The sequence below is a fragment of the Actinoplanes nipponensis genome, assembly GCF_016862275.1.
GTDB classification, from domain to species: domain Bacteria; phylum Actinomycetota; class Actinomycetes; order Mycobacteriales; family Micromonosporaceae; genus Actinoplanes; species Actinoplanes nipponensis.
This window is the reverse complement of sequence record NZ_BOMQ01000094.1, coordinates 50,276-68,345: the sequence shown is the minus strand read 5'-3', so window position 1 is coordinate 68,345 and position 18,070 is coordinate 50,276. Positions and strand designations below refer to the sequence as shown.

15 protein-coding genes and 3 tRNA genes are annotated in these 18,070 nt (G+C 68.8%); 17 read left to right on the top strand and 1 reads right to left on the bottom strand.

The annotated features are described in order from the left end of the window. On the bottom strand, positions 1 to 397 hold a 397-nt coding region (locus Ani05nite_RS38140), incomplete at its 3' end, for a hypothetical protein (protein WP_203776613.1). 258 nt (positions 398 to 655) lie between these two features. On the opposite strand from Ani05nite_RS38140, the gene Ani05nite_RS38135 reads away from it, so the two are divergent. The 17 genes from Ani05nite_RS38135 (at position 656) to Ani05nite_RS38055 (ending at position 17,998) form a co-directional block, all read left to right on the top strand. Beyond that, positions 656 to 823: a hypothetical protein gene (locus Ani05nite_RS38135; RefSeq protein WP_203776612.1), complete on the top strand. Its 168-nt coding sequence runs from the start codon at positions 656 to 658 to the stop codon at positions 821 to 823. A 67-nt stretch (positions 824 to 890) separates the two neighbouring features. Then, the gene (locus Ani05nite_RS38130; protein ID WP_203776611.1) at positions 891 to 3,422 is read left to right on the top strand and encodes a putative bifunctional diguanylate cyclase/phosphodiesterase; all 2,532 of its coding nucleotides are present in this window, start codon (positions 891 to 893) and stop codon (positions 3,420 to 3,422) included. 102 nt (positions 3,423 to 3,524) lie between these two features. Next, positions 3,525 to 3,600, top strand: a tRNA-Thr gene (locus Ani05nite_RS38125). Positions 3,601 to 3,661: 61 nt separating this feature from the next. Beyond that, positions 3,662 to 3,734 (top strand) — tRNA-Met (locus Ani05nite_RS38120). Positions 3,735 to 3,862: 128 nt separating this feature from the next. Then, positions 3,863 to 4,030 carry a 50S ribosomal protein L33 gene (rpmG, locus tag Ani05nite_RS38115; protein ID WP_067495822.1) on the top strand — a complete coding sequence of 56 codons (168 nt, stop codon included), beginning with the start codon at positions 3,863 to 3,865 and terminating at the stop codon, positions 4,028 to 4,030. 89 nt (positions 4,031 to 4,119) lie between these two features. Next, positions 4,120 to 4,566, top strand: coding sequence for a MaoC family dehydratase N-terminal domain-containing protein (locus tag Ani05nite_RS38110; RefSeq protein ID WP_203776610.1), 447 nt, complete (start codon positions 4,120 to 4,122; stop codon positions 4,564 to 4,566). 2 nt (positions 4,567 to 4,568) lie between these two features. Beyond that, the gene (locus Ani05nite_RS38105) at positions 4,569 to 4,964 is read left to right on the top strand and encodes a MaoC family dehydratase (protein ID WP_203776609.1); all 396 of its coding nucleotides are present in this window, start codon (positions 4,569 to 4,571) and stop codon (positions 4,962 to 4,964) included. A 97-nt stretch (positions 4,965 to 5,061) separates the two neighbouring features. Next, positions 5,062 to 5,134: transfer RNA gene (locus tag Ani05nite_RS38100), tRNA-Trp, on the top strand. Positions 5,135 to 5,261: 127 nt separating this feature from the next. Then, on the top strand, positions 5,262 to 5,624 hold the full coding sequence (gene secE, locus Ani05nite_RS38095) for a preprotein translocase subunit SecE (RefSeq protein ID WP_203776608.1): 363 nt from the start codon (positions 5,262 to 5,264) through the stop codon (positions 5,622 to 5,624). A gap of 27 nt (positions 5,625 to 5,651) precedes the next feature. Next, positions 5,652 to 6,380 (top strand): transcription termination/antitermination protein NusG, encoded by a 729-nt coding sequence (gene nusG, locus Ani05nite_RS38090; RefSeq protein ID WP_203776607.1) that lies wholly within the window; start codon positions 5,652 to 5,654, stop codon positions 6,378 to 6,380. 70 nt (positions 6,381 to 6,450) lie between these two features. Continuing rightward, the gene (gene rplA / locus Ani05nite_RS38085; RefSeq protein WP_203776606.1) at positions 6,451 to 7,167 is read left to right on the top strand and encodes a 50S ribosomal protein L1; all 717 of its coding nucleotides are present in this window, start codon (positions 6,451 to 6,453) and stop codon (positions 7,165 to 7,167) included. A gap of 67 nt (positions 7,168 to 7,234) precedes the next feature. Next, positions 7,235 to 8,014, top strand: a complete 780-nt coding sequence (locus Ani05nite_RS38080; protein WP_203776605.1) for an ATP-binding cassette domain-containing protein — start codon at positions 7,235 to 7,237, stop codon at positions 8,012 to 8,014. Further along, the gene (locus Ani05nite_RS38075) at positions 8,011 to 8,706 is read left to right on the top strand and encodes a hypothetical protein (RefSeq protein WP_203776604.1); all 696 of its coding nucleotides are present in this window, start codon (positions 8,011 to 8,013) and stop codon (positions 8,704 to 8,706) included. Before Ani05nite_RS38080 ends, Ani05nite_RS38075 begins: the two co-directional genes overlap by 4 nt. 272 nt (positions 8,707 to 8,978) lie before the next feature. Continuing rightward, positions 8,979 to 9,524, top strand: a complete 546-nt coding sequence (gene rplJ / locus Ani05nite_RS38070; RefSeq protein ID WP_203776603.1) for a 50S ribosomal protein L10 — start codon at positions 8,979 to 8,981, stop codon at positions 9,522 to 9,524. Positions 9,525 to 9,580: 56 nt separating this feature from the next. After that, a complete protein-coding gene (rplL, locus tag Ani05nite_RS38065) occupies positions 9,581 to 9,964 on the top strand; it encodes a 50S ribosomal protein L7/L12 (RefSeq protein WP_203776602.1) in 384 nt (127 codons plus the stop codon). A 609-nt stretch (positions 9,965 to 10,573) separates the two neighbouring features. Continuing rightward, complete coding sequence (gene rpoB, locus Ani05nite_RS38060; protein ID WP_203776601.1) at positions 10,574 to 14,014, top strand: DNA-directed RNA polymerase subunit beta; 3,441 nt, start codon at positions 10,574 to 10,576, stop codon at positions 14,012 to 14,014. A gap of 93 nt (positions 14,015 to 14,107) precedes the next feature. After that, the gene (locus tag Ani05nite_RS38055) at positions 14,108 to 17,998 is read left to right on the top strand and encodes a DNA-directed RNA polymerase subunit beta' (protein ID WP_203776600.1); all 3,891 of its coding nucleotides are present in this window, start codon (positions 14,108 to 14,110) and stop codon (positions 17,996 to 17,998) included. The last annotated feature ends 72 nt before the right edge of the window (positions 17,999 to 18,070 follow it).

The following is an 18,070-nucleotide window of genomic DNA, read 5'->3' as shown; positions in this document are numbered from 1 at the left end:
CCTGTTCCGGCCGACCGGCCAGGTCGCGGGCCGAGGCGGCCTCGTGCGGGTCGAGACCCTCGTAGCCGGTCAGCTCGTGCTGGCGGGCTTGCTCCTCGATCCAGCGGTTGTGCGCCTCCCAGGCGGCTTGCTTACTGGTGCCCAGCGCCGCGCCGATCTGGTTCCACGACGCGCCGCTGCCGCGGGCGGACCGGACCATGGCCTGCCGGCCGTAGCCGGCCTTGCGGATGACCACCTCGCTGAGGGCCAGCAACTCCAGCGCTTCGTCCCGGGTCAGGGGCGGATTGTCGGCCTCGGCGGCCATGGCGGCGAGGGCGTCCCGCATCCTCAGCTCGTCGTAACGCGTTGTGGCGGTGGAGAGCGTGTGCTGTTGCTCCAGTTCGTCGGGAGTAGTCATGAATTCCAGTCTTCCGTCAGGTTCGCCTGACGTCAAGCTGGCCTGACAAACCGAAGCGAAATGCCGTTACTTCTCCGGATAAATCCGGGTCAAAGGCCTCAATATTGGGGCCCGCAATTGCATGAACACCTCAGCCGTTCAGTCAAGATTTCGGGATGTGCGGCTTCGACCCGCCGTTCGGCGGTGTCTGACGTACTCAGCGTGTGGCACCATCATGGAACCCCACCCCGACTGACACCTTCAGTACAGGAGCCATAGATGTCCGCAAAGAAGCTCGGCCGCTTCACCGCCGGCTTGTTCGTGGCACTCGGACTGGCATTCGGCGGTGCTGCCGCGGCATCGGCCGGCGGGAGTGGCGCGACTGCCTCTCTCCCTGCCCTGCCCAACTCCGCCGTCGTCGCCCAGTTCGATTACGACTGGAGCTGACGGCGCGGGCCGCGGCGCGGCCACGGGGGCACCTCGTTTGGAACACACCGAGCGGTAGGGGCGTTGGATGGCAGGGCGGCAGTCCCCACCGCGACGATCGCCTGAGTACGTCTGGCTCATCACCGGCAGCCTGGCGATCATCGCCATCGTGTTCAGCGCCGTCCTCGGCGCCCGGCACGACGGCTGGTCGGGTCAATGGCTCGCCGCGCTGGTCGCGCTTCCACTCTTCGTGCTGCTCGGCGCGGGCTCCCGGTACATCCAGATCGGCCGGCACGGCACCTCGCTGAGCCTCAGCGAGATAGCCCTCGTGCTGGGCTTCTACTTCCTTCCGGCCGTCCTGGTGGTCGCGGTCAGCTCGATCGCCGTGGTCATCAAGGAGGTCCGCCGGCACGCCGCGCCGGACCGGTTCGCGTTCAACGTCGCCCGCAGCGCCGCCGCCGTGGCCACCGCGGGCATCGTCCTGGAGGCCTTCCCGCCGATCGCCGGCGACAGCGGCCCCTCGACCTGGGTCGCCCTCGCCGTCGCGGTCACGGTCAACACCGTCCTGACGCTCTTCGCGGTGGCCGCGGTGATGGCGACCGTGCAGGGCCTCCAGGCCGGCCTCGAGATGCTGCGGGTGACCTGGCCGGGGCTGATCGCCGCCGAGCTGTGCATCGTCATCGGCCTGGTGTTCATCGTCGCCCTGGAGGCGACCTGGTGGTCCGCCTTCCTGCTGTTCATCCTGGCCGGCGTGCTCATCCTGGCCTACCGCTCCTACTCGGACTTCCTGCGCCAGCACCACACCCTGGCCGAGCTCTACGAGCTCGCCAACGCGGTGGTCGAGTCCAGCCAGGACGTGACGCTGATCGACTCGCTGCTGGTCCGCGCCCGCTCCCTGATGCAGGCCGAGTACGCGACGTTCCGCCTGCCCGCCACGGCGCGTCATCCCGAGGTGCTGCTGACCTCCAAGGTCGAGGCCCGCGGCCTGCTGGACCTGAGCCGCACCCCGGCCAAGATCACCGAGCGGGCCACCGCCGAGCGGCGCAGCGTGGCCGTCGGCTCGAAACTCACCACCGACCGCGACCTGCAACCGGCCCTCAGCGAGGCCGGGATCAAGGACTGCATCGTCGTGCCGCTGCGCTCCGGCCAGGCCGTGATCGGCACCCTCGAGGTGGTCAACCGGCTCGGCGACTTCAAGCACTTCACCACCGCCGACGTCCAGGTGGTCGAGACGATCGCCGCGCACGCCGCCGCCGCGGTGGAGAATTCCCGCCTGGTGGAGCGGCTGCGCTACGACGCGTACCACGACCGGCTCACCTCGCTGCCCAACCGGCGGCGGATCACCGACGCGCTCACCGAGTCCGTGAAGATCCGCACCCCGGGCGAGGTGGTCGCGGTCATCCTCTTCGACGTGGACGGGCTGCGCGACGTCAACGAGTCGATGGGCCACGCGGCCGGCGACAAGCTGCTCGCCGAGGTCGCCGGGCGGCTGCGCAACATCGCCGGGCCGGGCGCCCTGGTCGGCCGGATCGGCGGTGACGAGTTCGTGGTCACGCTGCGGGCCGAGAGCACCGAGGAGACCGTACGGCTGGCCACCGAGATGCGGGAGCAGCTGCGGGGCCCGATGGCCGTGGGCACGCTCACCCTCGACGTGGACACGGCCGCCGGCGTCGCCGTACAACCCGACCATGGTGACGATCCCGACGCCCTGTTGCGCCGCGCGGAGCTGGCCGCCAACGCCGCCAAGGCGCTGCCGTACGGCGTCCAGCTGTTCCACCCCGCCCTGGAGTCCCGGGCCGTGCGCCGCCTCGGCCTCGCCGCCGATCTGCGCCGCGCGCTGGATTCCGGCCAGCTCGAGGTGCACTTCCAGCCCAAGGTCACCATCCAGGACCGGCACCTGATCGGCGTCGAGTGCCTGGCCCGCTGGCAGCACCCCGCGCACGGCGAGGTCTCCCCGGAGGACTTCGTCGCCGTGGCCGAGCACACCGGGCAGCTGCACCGGCTCACCGAGGTGGTGCTGACCGCGGGCCTGCGGCACTGCCGGGAGTGGGCCGACGCCGGCCGGCCGCTGTCCATCGCGGTGAACCTGTCGGCGCGCACCCTGCTGGACCCGCGCTTCCCCGACCAGGTGCACGAGCTGCTGAAGCAGTACCAGGTCCCGCCCCAGCAGGTCACCTTCGAGATCTCCGAGCCGGGCATGCTCGGCGAGATCGAGCGGGCCCTGCCGACCCTCTACCGGCTGCGGGACCTCGGCGTACGGCTGTCGGTGGACGACTTCGGCACGGGCGCCTCCTCGCTGTCCTACCTGCGCCAGCTGCCGGTGCACGAGGTCAAGATCGACGACAGCTTCGTGCAGGGCATGGCGACGGACTCCGGCGACCTGGCGATCGTGCGGGCGGTGATCGGCCTGTCCCGCGAGTTCGGGCTCACCGTGGTGGCCGAGGGCGTGGAGAGCGAGCTCACCTTCGACCTGCTGGCCGAGCTCGGCTGCGAGATCGGGCAGGGCTACTTCTTCAGCCGGCCGCTGCCGGTGGAGCGGCTGAACACCTGGCTCAGCGCCCAGACGGAGCCGGAGGAGACGCCGACCGGTGAGGTGCGCCGGCTCCGGGCCGTCGGATGACACCGTGCTGACCTGGTATTTCGCCGCACCGGGGAGGCGATTTCACCTCGGCTGCGGTGCCGTGTAAGCTTCATCCTGCGCATCACGCGAGAGATCGCGCGCGCCCCCTTAGCTCAGTCGGCAGAGCGTCTCCATGGTAAGGAGAAGGTCTACGGTTCGATTCCGTAAGGGGGCTCCAACCGGGTTCGTCCTTCGCCCTCGCCAAGATCGGTGAGGGCGTTCGATCGTGAGCCTGGCGCGGCGGTGTAGCTCAGATGGCAGAGCAAGCGGCTCATAATCGCTGTGTCGCCGGTTCAAGTCCGGCCACCGCTACTCATCCGGGACCCGTCCCGGATGCCGTACGAACCCGGGCATCCGTCCGCCGGTTTTGCATGTCCGCGTGACTAGCGTCTACGCTGGTATGTCGTATGTGAATCCCGTGAGCAGGAAGGCACCCCGCCGTGGCCAAGGCGACCGACGTCCGTCCCAAGATCACCTTGGCGTGTACGGAGTGCAAGGAGCGCAACTACATCACGCGCAAGAACCGCCGTAACGACCCCGACCGCATCGAGCTGAAGAAGTTCTGCCCTCGGGACGGCAAGCACACCCTGCACCGCGAGACCCGCTGATCTTTCGTACGACGACGTGGCGGTGACCCTCAGGGGGTCGCCGCCACTTCTGTTTTACCGGGACAGCGCGGGCCGGGTAGTTTCGCCTCATGCCCCTGGACCAGTCCTTCGTCGGCCGCAGCTGGCCGGCCACCGAGCCCTATCTCGTGGGCCGCGAGAAGATCCGTGAGTTCGCCACCGCGATCGGCGCCACCGACGCCGAGTATCACGACCCGGAGGCGGCCCGCGCGGCCGGCTATCCGGACGTGGTGGCCCCGCCCACCTTCCCGGTCGTGGTGACCATGGCGGCCAGCCGGCAGATCGTCGCCGACCCGGCCCTGGGCCTGGACTACAGCCGGGTGGTGCACGGCGACCAGAAGTTCGCCTACACCCGCCCGGTGGTGGCGGGCGACTCCCTCGTCTGCGTGAACACGGTGGACGAGATCACCTCGCGGGGCGGCCACGACTTCCTGACCACCCGCACCGAGGTCACCACCGAGGCCGGCGAGCCCGTCGTCACGGTCTGGTCCAAGCTCGTCCAGCGCGGGGAGAACTGATCATGGCGGATGCGCTGCCCACCCAGACGTTCAAGGTCACCCGGGCCGACCTGGTGCGCTACTGCGGCGCCTCGGGCGACTTCAACACCATCCACTGGAGCGACCGGATCGCCAAGAGCGTCGGCCTGCCCGGTGTGATCGCCCACGGGATGTACACGATGGCTCTCGCCGGCCGCGCCGTCACGGCGTGGGCCGGAGCACCCGACGCGGTCGTCGAGTTCGGTGTGCGGTTCAGCCGCCCGGTGCCGGTGCCGGACACCGACGAGGGCACCGAGGTGGTGATCAGCGGGGTGATCAAGGAGGTCACCGACGACGGGCTCACCAAGCTCGAACTGACCGCGACCTGCGGCGGCGACAAGGTGCTGTCGCTCGCGAGGGCCACCATCCGCAAGAGGTAGGCCCGGGTTGGGAATCACGCGGACCTACCCGTACACTGGTCCGCCGTGGGGTAGTGAACCCTGCCTTTCGCGCTGCGACGGGCAGGATGCCTCACAAAGGGGTGTAGCTCAATTGGCAGAGCAGCGGTCTCCAAAACCGCAGGCTGCAGGTTCAAGTCCTGTCACCCCTGCGCACCGATCGGCCCAGTAACCGGACCGGCTCACGTGGCCGGTCCGCCCGGCGGCGGGCGGCCGGCTTGACCGACCGCCGCATACGGCGCCGATGCGACATCCCATCGACGACGGAAGAGGGCGGAAGTGGCCGAGAGGAAGCGACCCGGTGACGACGCTGCAGGCGACCGCCCCGAGGACGAGGCCTACACCGACAGCGACCTCCAGGACGGCGCCATCGCGGCGGCCGACGAGCCGGAGGGCCGGGGCGGCGACAAGGCCGAGTCCGGCGGCGTGGCGACCAAGCGGGAAGGCCGGCGCGGTGGCAACCGCATCGGTGGTTTCTTCCGCGAGGTCGTCAGTGAGCTGCGTAAGGTCATCTGGCCGACCCGCAAGGAACTGCTGACCTACACGGGCGTCGTGATCGCCTTCGTCACGGTGATGACCACGATCGTGGCGCTGCTCGATTACGGGTTCGGCAAGGCCATCCTGGCGACGTTCGGCAACTGAAGCTGATAGTTACGGAAGTGAGCAAGCGTGCCTGAGTACGACGACGAGACCGCCCTGACCGCCGACGAGCAGTCCGCGGTCGCGACGGCGGAGGACGCCGAGTCGGTCGAGGCCGCCAGCGCAGAGCCAGTCGCCGAGGCGGAAGCCCCGGAGGCGGACGAGAACTACGACCCGGTCGCCGAGCTGCGGCAAAAGCTGCGGTACGCACCCGGCGACTGGTACGTGGTGCACTCGTACGCCGGCTACGAGAACAAGGTCAAGACCAACCTCGAGACCCGGATCACCAGCCTCGACATGGAGGAGTTCATCTTCCAGGTCGAGGTGCCGACCCGCGAAGAGGTCGAGGTCAAGAACGGCAAGCGCCTCCAGGTGCAGAACAAGGTCTTCCCGGGCTACATCCTGGTCCGGATGGATCTCACCCCCGAGTCGTACTCGTGCGTGCGTAACACGCCCGGCGTGACCGGCTTCGTGGGTGCCACCGACCGGGTGGACCGCCCGGCCCCGCTCTCGCTCGACGAGGTGCTCAAGTGGCTCGCCCCGGCCGTCGAGGCCGAGGAGAAGAAGGCCAAGCCCGAGGTCCGCGTGCTGGACTTCGAGGTCGGCGACTCGGTCACCGTCACGGACGGCGCGTTCGCGTCGCTGCCGGCCTCGATCAGCGAAATCAATGCCGACCAGCAGAAGTTGAAGGTGCTGGTCTCCATCTTCGGTCGCGAGACGCCGGTGGAGCTCAACTTCAACCAGGTCGCCAAGATCTAGTTCATCGACGGAAGTCGTGGGAGGGGCGCGAACGGCGCGCCCCGCCATCTACCACAGGAGTAAGAGAGACATGCAGCGCAGCAAGGCGTACCGCAAGGCAGCCGAGCAGATCGACACCACCGCGCTCTACGCGCCGGCCGAGGCTGTCAAGATCGCCAAGAACGCCAGCCCCACCAAGTTCGACGCCACGGTCGAGGTCGCGATGCGCCTCGGCGTGGACCCCCGTAAGGCCGACCAGATGGTCCGCGGCGTGGTCAACCTGCCGCACGGCACCGGCAAGACGGCCCGCGTGATCGTCTTCGCCCAGGGCGCCAAGGCCGAGGAGGCCGTCGCGGCCGGCGCCGACGAGGTCGGCACGGACGAGCTCGTCGCCCGCATCCAGGGCGGCTGGCTGGACTTCGACGCCGCGATCGCGACGCCGGACCAGATGGCCAAGATCGGCCGGATCGCCCGCATCCTCGGCCCCCGTGGCCTGATGCCGAACCCGAAGACGGGCACGGTCACCATGGACGTGACCAAGGCGGTCTCGGACATCAAGGGCGGCAAGATCACGTTCCGGGTGGACAAGCACTCGAACCTGCACCTGATCATCGGCAAGGCCTCGTTCTCCGAGGAGCAGCTGGTGGAGAACTACGGTGCGGTCCTCGACGAGGTGCTGCGCGCGAAGCCGTCCGCGGCCAAGGGCAAGTACCTCAAGAAGGTCACCGTCAGCACCACCATGGGCCCCGGCGTGCCGGTCGACCCGAACATCGTCAAGAACCTGCGCGGCGACCACCCCGACGCCTGACGATCCAGCTCCACAGGAAGCCCCCGGGGATCACCCCGGGGGCTTCTTCTGTGCGAGGCTGTCCGGCGTGCGATTCGACCAGGTCTGGTTCCGGTACGCACGCCGCGCGGCATGGACGCTGCGGACGGTGTCGGCCACCGTCGAGCCCGGCGCCACCGTGGTCGTGCTCGGCCGCAACGGCGCCGGCAAGTCGACGCTGCTGCAGCTCGCGGCCGGGGTGCTGCGCCCGGTCCGGGGCGCCGTCCACGACCGGCCGCCGATCGTCGGCTGGGTCCCGGAGCGCTTCCCGGCCGATCAGCCCTTCACCGCGCAGCAGTATCTGACCCGGATGGCCGCCCTGCGGGGGCTGCCCGGCCCGGCCCGGGTGGAGCACTGGATCGACCGCCTCGGGCTCGGTGACCACCGCCACACCCGGCTCGCCGATCTCTCCAAGGGCACGGCGCAGAAGGTCGGCCTGGCCCAGGCCCTGCTGTCGGCGCCGGGGCTGCTCGTGCTCGACGAGCCCTGGGAGGGCCTGGACGCGGTCGCCCGCACGCTCATCCCGGGCATCGTGGCCGAGATCACCGCGGCCGGGGGAGCGGTGCTGGTCAGCGACCATCGCGGCGAGATCGCCGGCCTGCCCGACGCGATCCACTGGACGGTGGCCGGGGGCGCGGTGCACACCACGGGGGAGCCGCAGAGCGAGGCGGACGAGGTGGTGGTCGAGGTCGCCGTCCGCCGGGCGGACGCCGACGACACGGTGGCCCGGCTGCGGGCCGACGGTCACCGTGTCCTGGGGGTACGCCCTGCTCCGGAGGCGTCCCCGGGCGCCGACGCGTCCTCCGCGGCCGGGGAGGTGGCCCGGTGATCGCCCTGGTGCGGATGCGCCTCGTGGCCTTCGTGCGCGGCGGCCGCGCGCTGCCCCCGATCATCACCGCCCTCATCGTGCTCGGGGTGATCCACGGCGGCGGCCAGTCCCCGGCCGCCCCGGCCTACGGCTACTCCGCCGTGATGCTCTTCCCGGTGCTCGCCTGGCAGGCCAAGCTCCTGCTGGACGCCGAGCCGGACGGGCAGCGCCGCCTGGCCCGCCTGGCCGTCGGCGCGCGCCGGGAGGTGGCCGCCGGCCTGCTGGCCGCGTCCCTGGTGGGCCTGGTCTTCTGCGCCGTCGCCATGCTGGCCCCGTGGTGGCCCTTCCACGCGATCAGTGCGCCCGGCCCCGGCGAGCCGTCCCTGGCGGCCGGCCTCGCCCTCGGCGCCCTGGCCCACCTGCTGGCGGTCCCGGCGGCCGTGGCCCTGGGGGCGGTGGCCAGCCGGGCCGTGACCCGTACGGTCCGCAACGGCGTCGCCGTGCTGGTGAGCGGCGCGGTGCTGACGATCGTGCTGGGCCTGAGCGGTTCGGTGGCGCCGTGGCTGGCCCCTCCGGTGATGGCCACCGCCCGGGCGCTCGCCGCCGAGGAGCTGCCGCCGGCCGGCCGGTTCTGGCTGCTCGCGTCGTGGACAGCGCTGTGGTGCGCGGTCGTCGTCGGCGGCTACGCACGGTTGCGCCGCCGCCGCTCGTGACGGCGATTTGGTTTCGGCGCGCGCGCTCGCGTACAGTTGCCGAGAAGTTCCACCCATAGACCGCTGGTCGTCGTGATCGCCGTCGTCAGACGGGGGTCCCGGTCGAAGGTCCCGCAGCATGCGGGCGGCCCGCGCAGGGGAGAACGGTTCGTGATCATGTCGACGCGGCAACGCGTCCATGTCCCGCCCCGTGCGCCCTGCGCCGGGGCGTTTCTCATGTGCGGGCCCGCCGACAGCACCGGCCGGCGGCTGAGCACTGAGAGAGGAGGGACATGGCGGACAAGCCGGTCCGGGCCGACAAGGCCTCTGCCGTCGCCGAGCTCACGGACAAGTTCCGTAACTCCGCGGCCACCCTGCTGACCGAGTACCGCGGCCTCACGGTCTCCGAGATCACCGAGCTGCGGCGCTCGCTGGGCAACGACACCAAGTACTCCGTGTCGAAGAACACGCTCGCCAAGCGGGCGGCGACCGACGCGGGTATCGAGGGCCTCGACACGCTGTTCACCGGTCCTACCGCGCTCGCCTTCGTGTCCGGCGACCCGGTCGAGGCGGCCAAGGGCCTTCGGGCCTTCGCCAAGGCCCACCCGGTCCTGGTCATCAAGGGCGGCGTCTTCGAGGGCAAGGCCATCTCGGCCGAAGAGGTCAGCAAGATCGCCGACCTCGAGTCCCGCGAGGTGCTGCTGGCCAAGCTGGCCGGCGCCATGAAGGGCAACCTGACCAAGGCGGCGGCCACGTTCCAGGCCCCGCTCGCCCAGGTCGCCCGCCTGGCCGCGGCTCTGCAGGACAAGCGCGCACAGGACGGTTCCGCCGAGGCCTGATCGGGCCGCGCGGAGTTCGACTTTCCCATTACAGAAACAACGAAAGGTTGCCAGACATGGCGAAGCTCAGCACCGACGAGCTGCTCGACGCGTTCAAGGAAATGACCCTCATCGAGCTCTCCGAGTTCGTGAAGCAGTTCGAAGAGGTCTTCGAGGTCACCGCGGCCGCGCCGGTCGCCGTCGCCGCCGCCGGTGGCGCTGCTGCCCCGGCCGAGGCCGAGGCCGAGAAGGACTCCTTCGACGTCGTCCTCGAGGGCGACGGTGGCAAGAAGATCCAGGTCATCAAGGTCGTGCGCGAGCTGACCGGCCTGGGCCTCAAGGAGGCCAAGGACGCCGTCGAGGCCGCCCCCAAGGCGATCCTCGAGGGTGTCAACAAGGAGAAGGCGGAGGCCGCCAAGGCCAAGCTCGAGGGCGAAGGCGCCAAGGTTACCCTCAAGTGACCTGAGCTCCACCGTTTCACCTCGGCGCAGGCGAGGACCCGACCGGGTCCTCGCCTGCCCTGTTTCCGGGACCTGAATCACCTGGTCAGGGCGGTTTCGCCGGCCGTCGGAAGGACGACGGACAAATGCTGTCGGCCCGCGCTTTTCGTACGCTAAAGTCGCTATGCCGCGTCCGGTGGGCGACGGCGCACGACCGACCCGGGGCGCAACCCTTGACTGTGTGTCCGCTGACAGGCACGCTGACATCAGCAAGTTTCCGCGCTTGCGACAGCCGCCCTGTGGGTAGTCCTGGTGTCACCGGGATCCCACAGACCGGCACCCGAGGGAGTTTCGCCGCGTTCCGAGCGGCCCCGCACGAGGCACTGGCCGAGAAGCACAGGTCAGAGGCCGCGGGGACACGTTCCGCAGGCCCCCTCCGGTGTGGGCTGGACAGCGGTTAGCCGAGCGGCTACACTGCTAGTTTGCGCTGCCTTCTGTCATGAGCCCTGCAGGAACATCGATCCGGATGATTTCCTGGGGGTTCATTGGAGTGCACGCACACAAGTGACGCAGACAGTTGCATCAGCAGCTCAGCCGCATCAGCAGCACCGGTCCTCGGAAGGACGCATCTTGGCAGCTTCCCGCCCTGCGAAGACCAGTCGTACGTCGAGCGCTTACGCTCCCCGCCGTATCTCGTTCGGCAGGATCACCGAGCAACTCGAAGTCCCCAACCTCCTCGCCCTCCAGACGGAGTCCTTCGACTGGTTGGTCGGGAACGAGGCTTGGCAGACGCGCTCTACGGACGATCCACACGCCCACTCGGGCCTCGCAGAGATCCTCGAAGAGATCAGTCCCATTGAGGACTTCTCCGGCACCATGTCGCTGTCCTTCTCAGCGCCGCGCTTCGACGAGGTCAAGGCCTCGATCGAGGAGTGCAAGGAGAAGGACCTGACCTACTGCGCACCGCTGTTCGTGACCGCGGAGTTCACCAACAACACCACCGGCGAGATCAAGAGCCAGACGGTGTTCATGGGTGACTTCCCGATGATGACCCCCAAGGGGACGTTCGTCATCAACGGCACCGAGCGCGTCGTGGTGAGTCAGCTCGTCCGCTCGCCGGGCGTGTACTTCACCAAGGAGCCGGACAAGACCTCCGACCGTGACCTCTCCAGCGTCAAGGTCATTCCGAGCCGGGGCGCCTGGCTCGAGTTCGACATCGACAAGCGCGACACCGTCGGTGTCCGCATCGACCGCAAGCGCCGGCAGGCCGTCACCGTCCTGCTGAAGGCGATCGGTTGGTCGGCGGACCAGATCCGCGAGCGGTTCGGCTGGTCCGAGCTGCTCATGACGACGCTCGAGAAGGACCACATCGGCGGGCAGGACGAGGCCCTGCTCGACATCTACCGCAAGCTCCGCCCCGGCGAGCCGCCGACCCGGGAGAACGCGCAGACCCTGCTCGACAACCTCTTCTTCAACCCGAAGAGGTACGACGTCGCCAAGGTCGGTCGCTACAAGTTCAACAAGAAGCTCGACATCGACGTCCCGATCGTCCGGGGCACGCTGACCGAGGAAGACATCGTCAAGACCGTGGACTACCTCTGCCGGCTGCACGCCGGTGAGGAGGGCTACGAGGCCGACGACATCGACCACTTCGGCAACCGGCGCCTGCGCACCGTGGGCGAGCTCATCCAGAACCAGGTCCGCGTGGGCCTGTCCCGGATGGAGCGCGTCGTCCGCGAGCGCATGACGACCCAGGACGTCGAGGCGATCACGCCGCAGACCCTGATCAACATCCGCCCCGTGGTGGCCGCGATCAAGGAGTTCTTCGGCACGTCGCAGCTCTCGCAGTTCATGGACCAGACCAACCCGCTGGCGGGTCTGACCCACCGGCGCCGGCTGAGCGCGCTCGGCCCGGGTGGTCTGTCCCGTGAGCGGGCGGGCTTCGAGGTCCGTGACGTGCACCCGTCCCACTATGGCCGGATGTGCCCGATCGAGACGCCGGAAGGCCCGAACATCGGCCTGATCGGCGCTCTCTCGACGTTCGCGCGGGTCAACCCGTTCGGGTTCATCGAGACCCCGTACCGCAAGGTCGAGGCCGGCCGGGTCACCGACCAGGTCGACTACCTGACCGCGGACGAGGAGGACCGGTTCGTCAAGGCGCAGGCCAACGCGCTGCTGGCCAGCGACGGCACCTTCGCCGAGGACCGCGTCCTGGTCCGCCGTAAGGGCGGTGAGGTCGACTACGTGCCCGGCACCGAGGTCGACTACATGGACGTGTCGCCGCGGCAGATGACCTCGGTCGCGACCGCGATGATCCCGTTCCTCGAGCACGACGACGCCAACCGCGCCCTGATGGGTGCGAACATGCAGCGTCAGGCCGTTCCGCTGGTCAAGGCGGAGGCGCCGCTGGTCGGCACGGGCATGGAATACCGTGCCGCGGTCGACGCCGGCGACGTGGTCGTGGCCGAGGTCGGCGGTCTGGTCGAGGACCTGTGCGCCGACTACGTGACGGTGCACCAGGACGACGGCCACCGCCGCACGTACCTGCTGCACAAGTTCCGTCGCAGCAACGCCGGCTCCTGCGTCAACCAGAAGCCCGTCGTCTTCGAGGGCGACCGGGTCGAGGCCGGCCAGGTCATCGCCGACGGTCCGTGCACCGACGAGGGCGAGATGGCCCTCGGCCGGAACCTGCTCGTCGCGTTCATGTGCTGGGAAGGCCACAACTACGAGGACGCGATCATCCTGTCGCAGCGCCTCGTGCAGCAGGACGTCCTCACCTCGATCCACATCGAGGAGCACGAGGTCGACGCCCGCGACACCAAGCTCGGCCCGGAGGAGATCACCCGCGACATCCCCAACGTCAGCGAGGAAATGCTCGCCGACCTGGACGAGCGCGGGATCATCCGGATCGGCGCCGAGGTCGTGCCCGGCGACATCCTGGTCGGCAAGGTCACGCCCAAGGGCGAGACCGAGCTGACCCCGGAGGAGCGGCTGCTGCGCGCGATCTTCGGTGAGAAGGCCCGGGAGGTCCGGGACACCTCGCTGAAGGTGCCGCACGGCGAGACCGGCACGGTCATCGGCGTCCGCACGTTCTCGCGGGAGGACGGCGACGAGCTGCCCCCGGGCGTGAACGAGCTGGTCCGGGTGTACGTCGCCCAGAAGCGCAAGATCCAGGACGGTGACAAGCTCGCGGGCCGCCACGGCAACAAGGGCGTCATCTCCAAGATCCTGCCGATCGAGGACATGCCGTTCCTGGAGGACGGCACCCCGGTCGACATCGTGCTCAACCCGCTGGGTGTGCCCTCGCGCATGAACATCGGCCAGGTCCTGGAGACCCACCTCGGGTGGATCGCCAAGACGGGCTGGGAGGTCGAGGGCGAGGACGCGGACTGGAAGCGTCAGCTGCGCGCCATCGAGGCCCACGAGTCGCCCAAGGACAGCAACGTCGCGACCCCGGTCTTCGACGGCGCCCAGGAGGACGAGATCAAGGGTCTCCTGGAGTCGACGCTGGTCAACCGCGACGGTAAGCGGCTGGTCAACGGCGACGGCAAGGCACAGCTCTTCGACGGTCGTTCCGGCGAACCGCTGCCGGACCCGATCTCGGTCGGCTACGTCTACATCCTGAAGCTGAACCACCTGGTCGACGACAAGATCCACGCACGGTCGACCGGCCCGTACTCGATGATCACGCAGCAGCCGCTGGGTGGTAAGGCGCAGTTCGGTGGTCAGCGCTTCGGTGAGATGGAGTGCTGGGCGATGCAGGCCTACGGTGCGGCTTACGCGCTGCAGGAGCTGCTCACCATCAAGTCCGACGACGTGCTCGGCCGCGTGAAGGTCTACGAGGCGATCGTCAAGGGCGAGAACATCCCGGAGCCGGGAATCCCCGAGTCCTTCAAGGTGCTTCTCAAGGAGCTCCAGTCGCTGTGCCTGAACGTCGAGGTGCTCTCCAGCGACGGGGTTGCCCTGGAGATGCGCGAGACGGACGACGAGGTCTTCCGGGCCGCGGAAGAACTCGGCATCGACCTGTCCCGACGCCCGAACGAGGGCGTCAGCAGCGTCGAAGAGATCTGACGGAGTGCGGCCCCCGGCAGCGCGTGACGCTGCCGGGGGCCGCCCCGCCGGCCTGGAATTTATCCGAGCAACGAAACACGAGGGATAGTCCAAGTGCTCGACGTCAACTTCTTCGACGAGTTGCGCATCGGCCTTGCTACCGCTGACGACATCCGGCAGTGGTCGCACGGCGAGGTCAAGAAGCCCGAGACGATCAACTACCGCACGCTCAAGCCCGAGAAGGACGGACTCTTCTGCGAGAAGATCTTCGGTCCTCAGCGGGACTGGGAGTGCTACTGCGGCAAGTACAAGCGGGTCCGGTTCAAGGGCATCATCTGTGAGCGCTGCGGCGTCGAGGTGACCCGGTCCAAGGTCCGTCGTGAGCGCATGGGCCACATCGAGCTGGCCGCGTCGGTCACGCACATCTGGTACTTCAAGGGTGTGCCGAGCCGGCTGGGCTACCTGCTCGACCTGGCCCCCAAGGACCTCGAGAAGATCATCTACTTCGCCTCGTACGTGGTCACCTCTGTCGACGCTGACGCCCGTCACCGCGACATGTCCACCATCGAGAACGAGATCTTCGCCGAGAAGCGGCAGTCCGAGAACAGCCGCGACTCCGAGATCGAGAAGCGCGCCGCCAAGCTCGAGCAGGACCTGGCCGAGCTGGAGGCCGAGGGCGCCAAGGCGGACGTGCGTCGCAAGGTCAAGGAGGCCGGCGAACGCGAGATGCGCCAGATCCGTGACAAGGCGCAGCGCGAGATCGACCGCCTGGACGAGGTGCTCGACACCTTCCGCAAGCTCGACAGCAAGCAGCTGGTCACCGACGAGCTGCTCTACCGCGAGCTGCGCGACCGCTTCGGTGAGTACTTCACCGGTGGCATGGGCGCCGAGGCGATCAAGGCCCTGCTGGAGAACATGGACCTCGACGCCGAGGCCGAGTCGCTGCGGGAGACCATCCGCAGCGGCAAGGGCCAGCGCAAGATCCGTGCGCTCAAGCGGCTCAAGGTCGTCGCCGCGTTCCTGAACACCCGCAACTCGCCGCTGGGCATGGTCCTGGACTGCGTCCCGGTCATCCCGCCGGACCTGCGCCCGATGGTGCAGCTCGACGGTGGCCGCTTCGCCACGTCCGACCTGAACGACCTGTACCGCCGCGTGATCAACCGGAACAACCGGCTCAAGCGGCTGATCGACCTCGGCGCCCCCGAGATCATCGTCAACAACGAGAAGCGGATGCTGCAGGAGGCCGTCGACGCGCTGTTCGACAACGGCCGCCGCGGCCGGCCGGTCACCGGCCCGGGCAACCGTCCGCTGAAGTCGCTGTCCGACATGCTCAAGGGCAAGCAGGGCCGGTTCCGTCAGAACCTGCTCGGCAAGCGCGTCGACTACTCCGGCCGTTCCGTCATCGTCGTCGGCCCCCGGCTCAAGCTGCACCAGTGCGGCCTGCCCAAGCAGATGGCGCTGGAGCTGTTCAAGCCGTTCGTGATGAAGCGCCTGGTGGACCTGAACCACGCGCAGAACATCAAGTCGGCCAAGCGCATGGTCGAGCGTCAGCGCGCGGTCGTGTGGGACGTGCTGGAAGAGGTCATCAGCGAGCACCCGGTGCTGCTCAACCGCGCACCGACGCTGCACCGCCTGGGCATCCAGGCCTTCGAGCCGCAGCTGGTCGAGGGCAAGGCGATCCAGATCCACCCGCTCGTCTGCACGGCGTTCAACGCCGACTTCGACGGTGACCAGATGGCGGTGCACGTGCCGCTGTCGGCCGAGGCGCAGGCCGAGGCCCGGATCCTGATGCTGTCGTCGAACAACATCCTCAAGCCGGCCGACGGCAAGCCCGTCACCATGCCCACCCAGGACATGGTCATCGGCCTCTACTACCTGACGCACCTCACCAAGGGTGCGAAGGGCGAGGGCCGGACGTTCAGCTCGGACGCCGAGGCTCGGATGGCGTTCGACAACGGCGAGCTGCACCTGCAGGCGCTCGTCAAGATCCGCCTGCCCGAGGTGCTCGAGGTCGACAACGGCGCCGGCGCCCCCACCTGGGAGCGTCCGGAGGGCTGGGAGTCGGGCGACAAGCTGGTCGTGGAGACCACCCTGGGACGGGTGCTCTTCAACGAGACGCTGCCGCCGGGCTACCGCTACGTCAACTACGAGATCCGCAAGGGTCAGCTCTCCGCGATCGTCAACGACCTCGCCGAGCGCTTCCCCAAGGTCGCCCTGGCGGCGACCCTGGACGCGCTCAAGGAGGCCGGCTTCCACTGGGCCACCTGGTCCGGTGTGACGATCGGTATGGGTGACGTCATCGGTCCCCCGCGCAAGCCGGAGATCATCGCCCGCTACCAGGGCGAGGCCGACCGCATCGACAAGCAGTACCAGCGTGGTCTGATGACCGCCGAGGAACGTCGCGGCGAGCTCATCGACATCTGGACCAACGCGACCAAGGACATCTCGAAGGAGATGGAGACGGCGCTGCCGCAGGAGAACCCGCTCTGGGTCATGATCAACTCCGGCGCCCGCGGTAACCTCCTCCAGCTCCGACAGATCGCCGCGATCCGTGGTCTGGTGGCCAACCCCAAGGGCGAGATCATCCCGCGCCCGATCACCTCGTCCTACCGCGAGGGCCTGACCGTGCTGGAGTACTTCATCTCCACGCACGGCGCGCGTAAGGGTCTGGCCGACACCGCGCTGCGTACCGCCGACTCGGGTTACCTGACCCGGCGTCTGGTGGACGTCTCGCAGGACGTCATCATCCGCGAGGAGGACTGCGGCACCGACCGCGCGATCCCGATGCAGGTGGGCGACCGCGAGGCGGACGGCACGCTGGTGGTGCACACGCACGCCGAGACCGGCGTGCACGCCCGGACGCTGGCCGACGACATCGACGACGCCCAGGGCAACCGGGTGGTGTCGCGGGGCGACGACCTCAACTCGATCATGGTCGACAAGCTGGTCGCGGCCGGCGTCGAGACGGTCCGGGTGCGCAGCGTCCTGACCTGTGAGTCGAAGCTGGGCGTCTGCGCCGCGTGCTACGGCCGCTCGCTGCCGACCGGCAAGGCGGTCGACATCGGCGAGGCCGTGGGCATCATCGCGGCCCAGTCCATCGGTGAGCCGGGTACGCAGCTGACGATGCGTACCTTCCACACCGGTGGTGTCGCGGGTGAGGACATCACCCAGGGTCTGCCGCGTGTGCAGGAGATCTTCGAGGCCCGCGTGCCCAAGGGCAAGGCGCCCATCGCCGACACCCCGGGACGCATCCGCATCGAGGACGGCGAGCGCTCGCGGAAGATCATCGTGATCCCGGACGACGGCAGCGAGGAGATCGTGTACGACAAGATCTCCAAGCGCGTCAAGCTGCGGGCCCACGACGGCGACCACGTGGCGGTCGGCGAGAAGCTCACCGAGGGCACCATCGATCCGCACGAGCTGCTGCGCATCATGGGCCCGCGGGCGGTCCAGGTCCACCTGACCAGTGAGGTCCAGGAGGTCTACCGCTCGCAGGGTGTGCTCATCCACGACAAGCACATCGAGATCATCATCCGCCAGATGCTCAAGCGGGTCACGGTCATCGATTCCGGCGCGACCGAGTTCCTGCCGGGCGTGCTGGTCGACCGCGCGCTCTTCGAGTCGGAGAACCGCCGGCTCGTGGGCGAGGGTGGCGAGCCCGCCGCCGGTCGCCCGGTGCTGATGGGTATCACCAAGGCCTCGCTGGCGACCGACTCCTGGCTCTCGGCGGCCTCCTTCCAGGAGACCACCCGGGTGCTCACCGACGCTGCGATCAACTCGCGCAGCGACTCGCTGGTGGGCCTCAAGGAGAACGTCATCATCGGCAAGCTCATCCCGGCCGGTACGGGCATCAGCAAGTACCGCAACATCCGGGTCGAGCCGACCGAGGAGGCCAAGGCCAAGGTGTACTCGATGACCGGGTACCCCGAGACCGACTACGGCTTCGGGCCGGCCAGCGGGCAGGCCGTGCCGCTGGACGACTTCGACTTCGGGTCGTACCGCTAAGGGTTTTCCGCACCGACCGAGGGCGGCCGCGCTTGTCTGCGCGGTCGCCCTTCGGTGTTCCTAAGATGGACG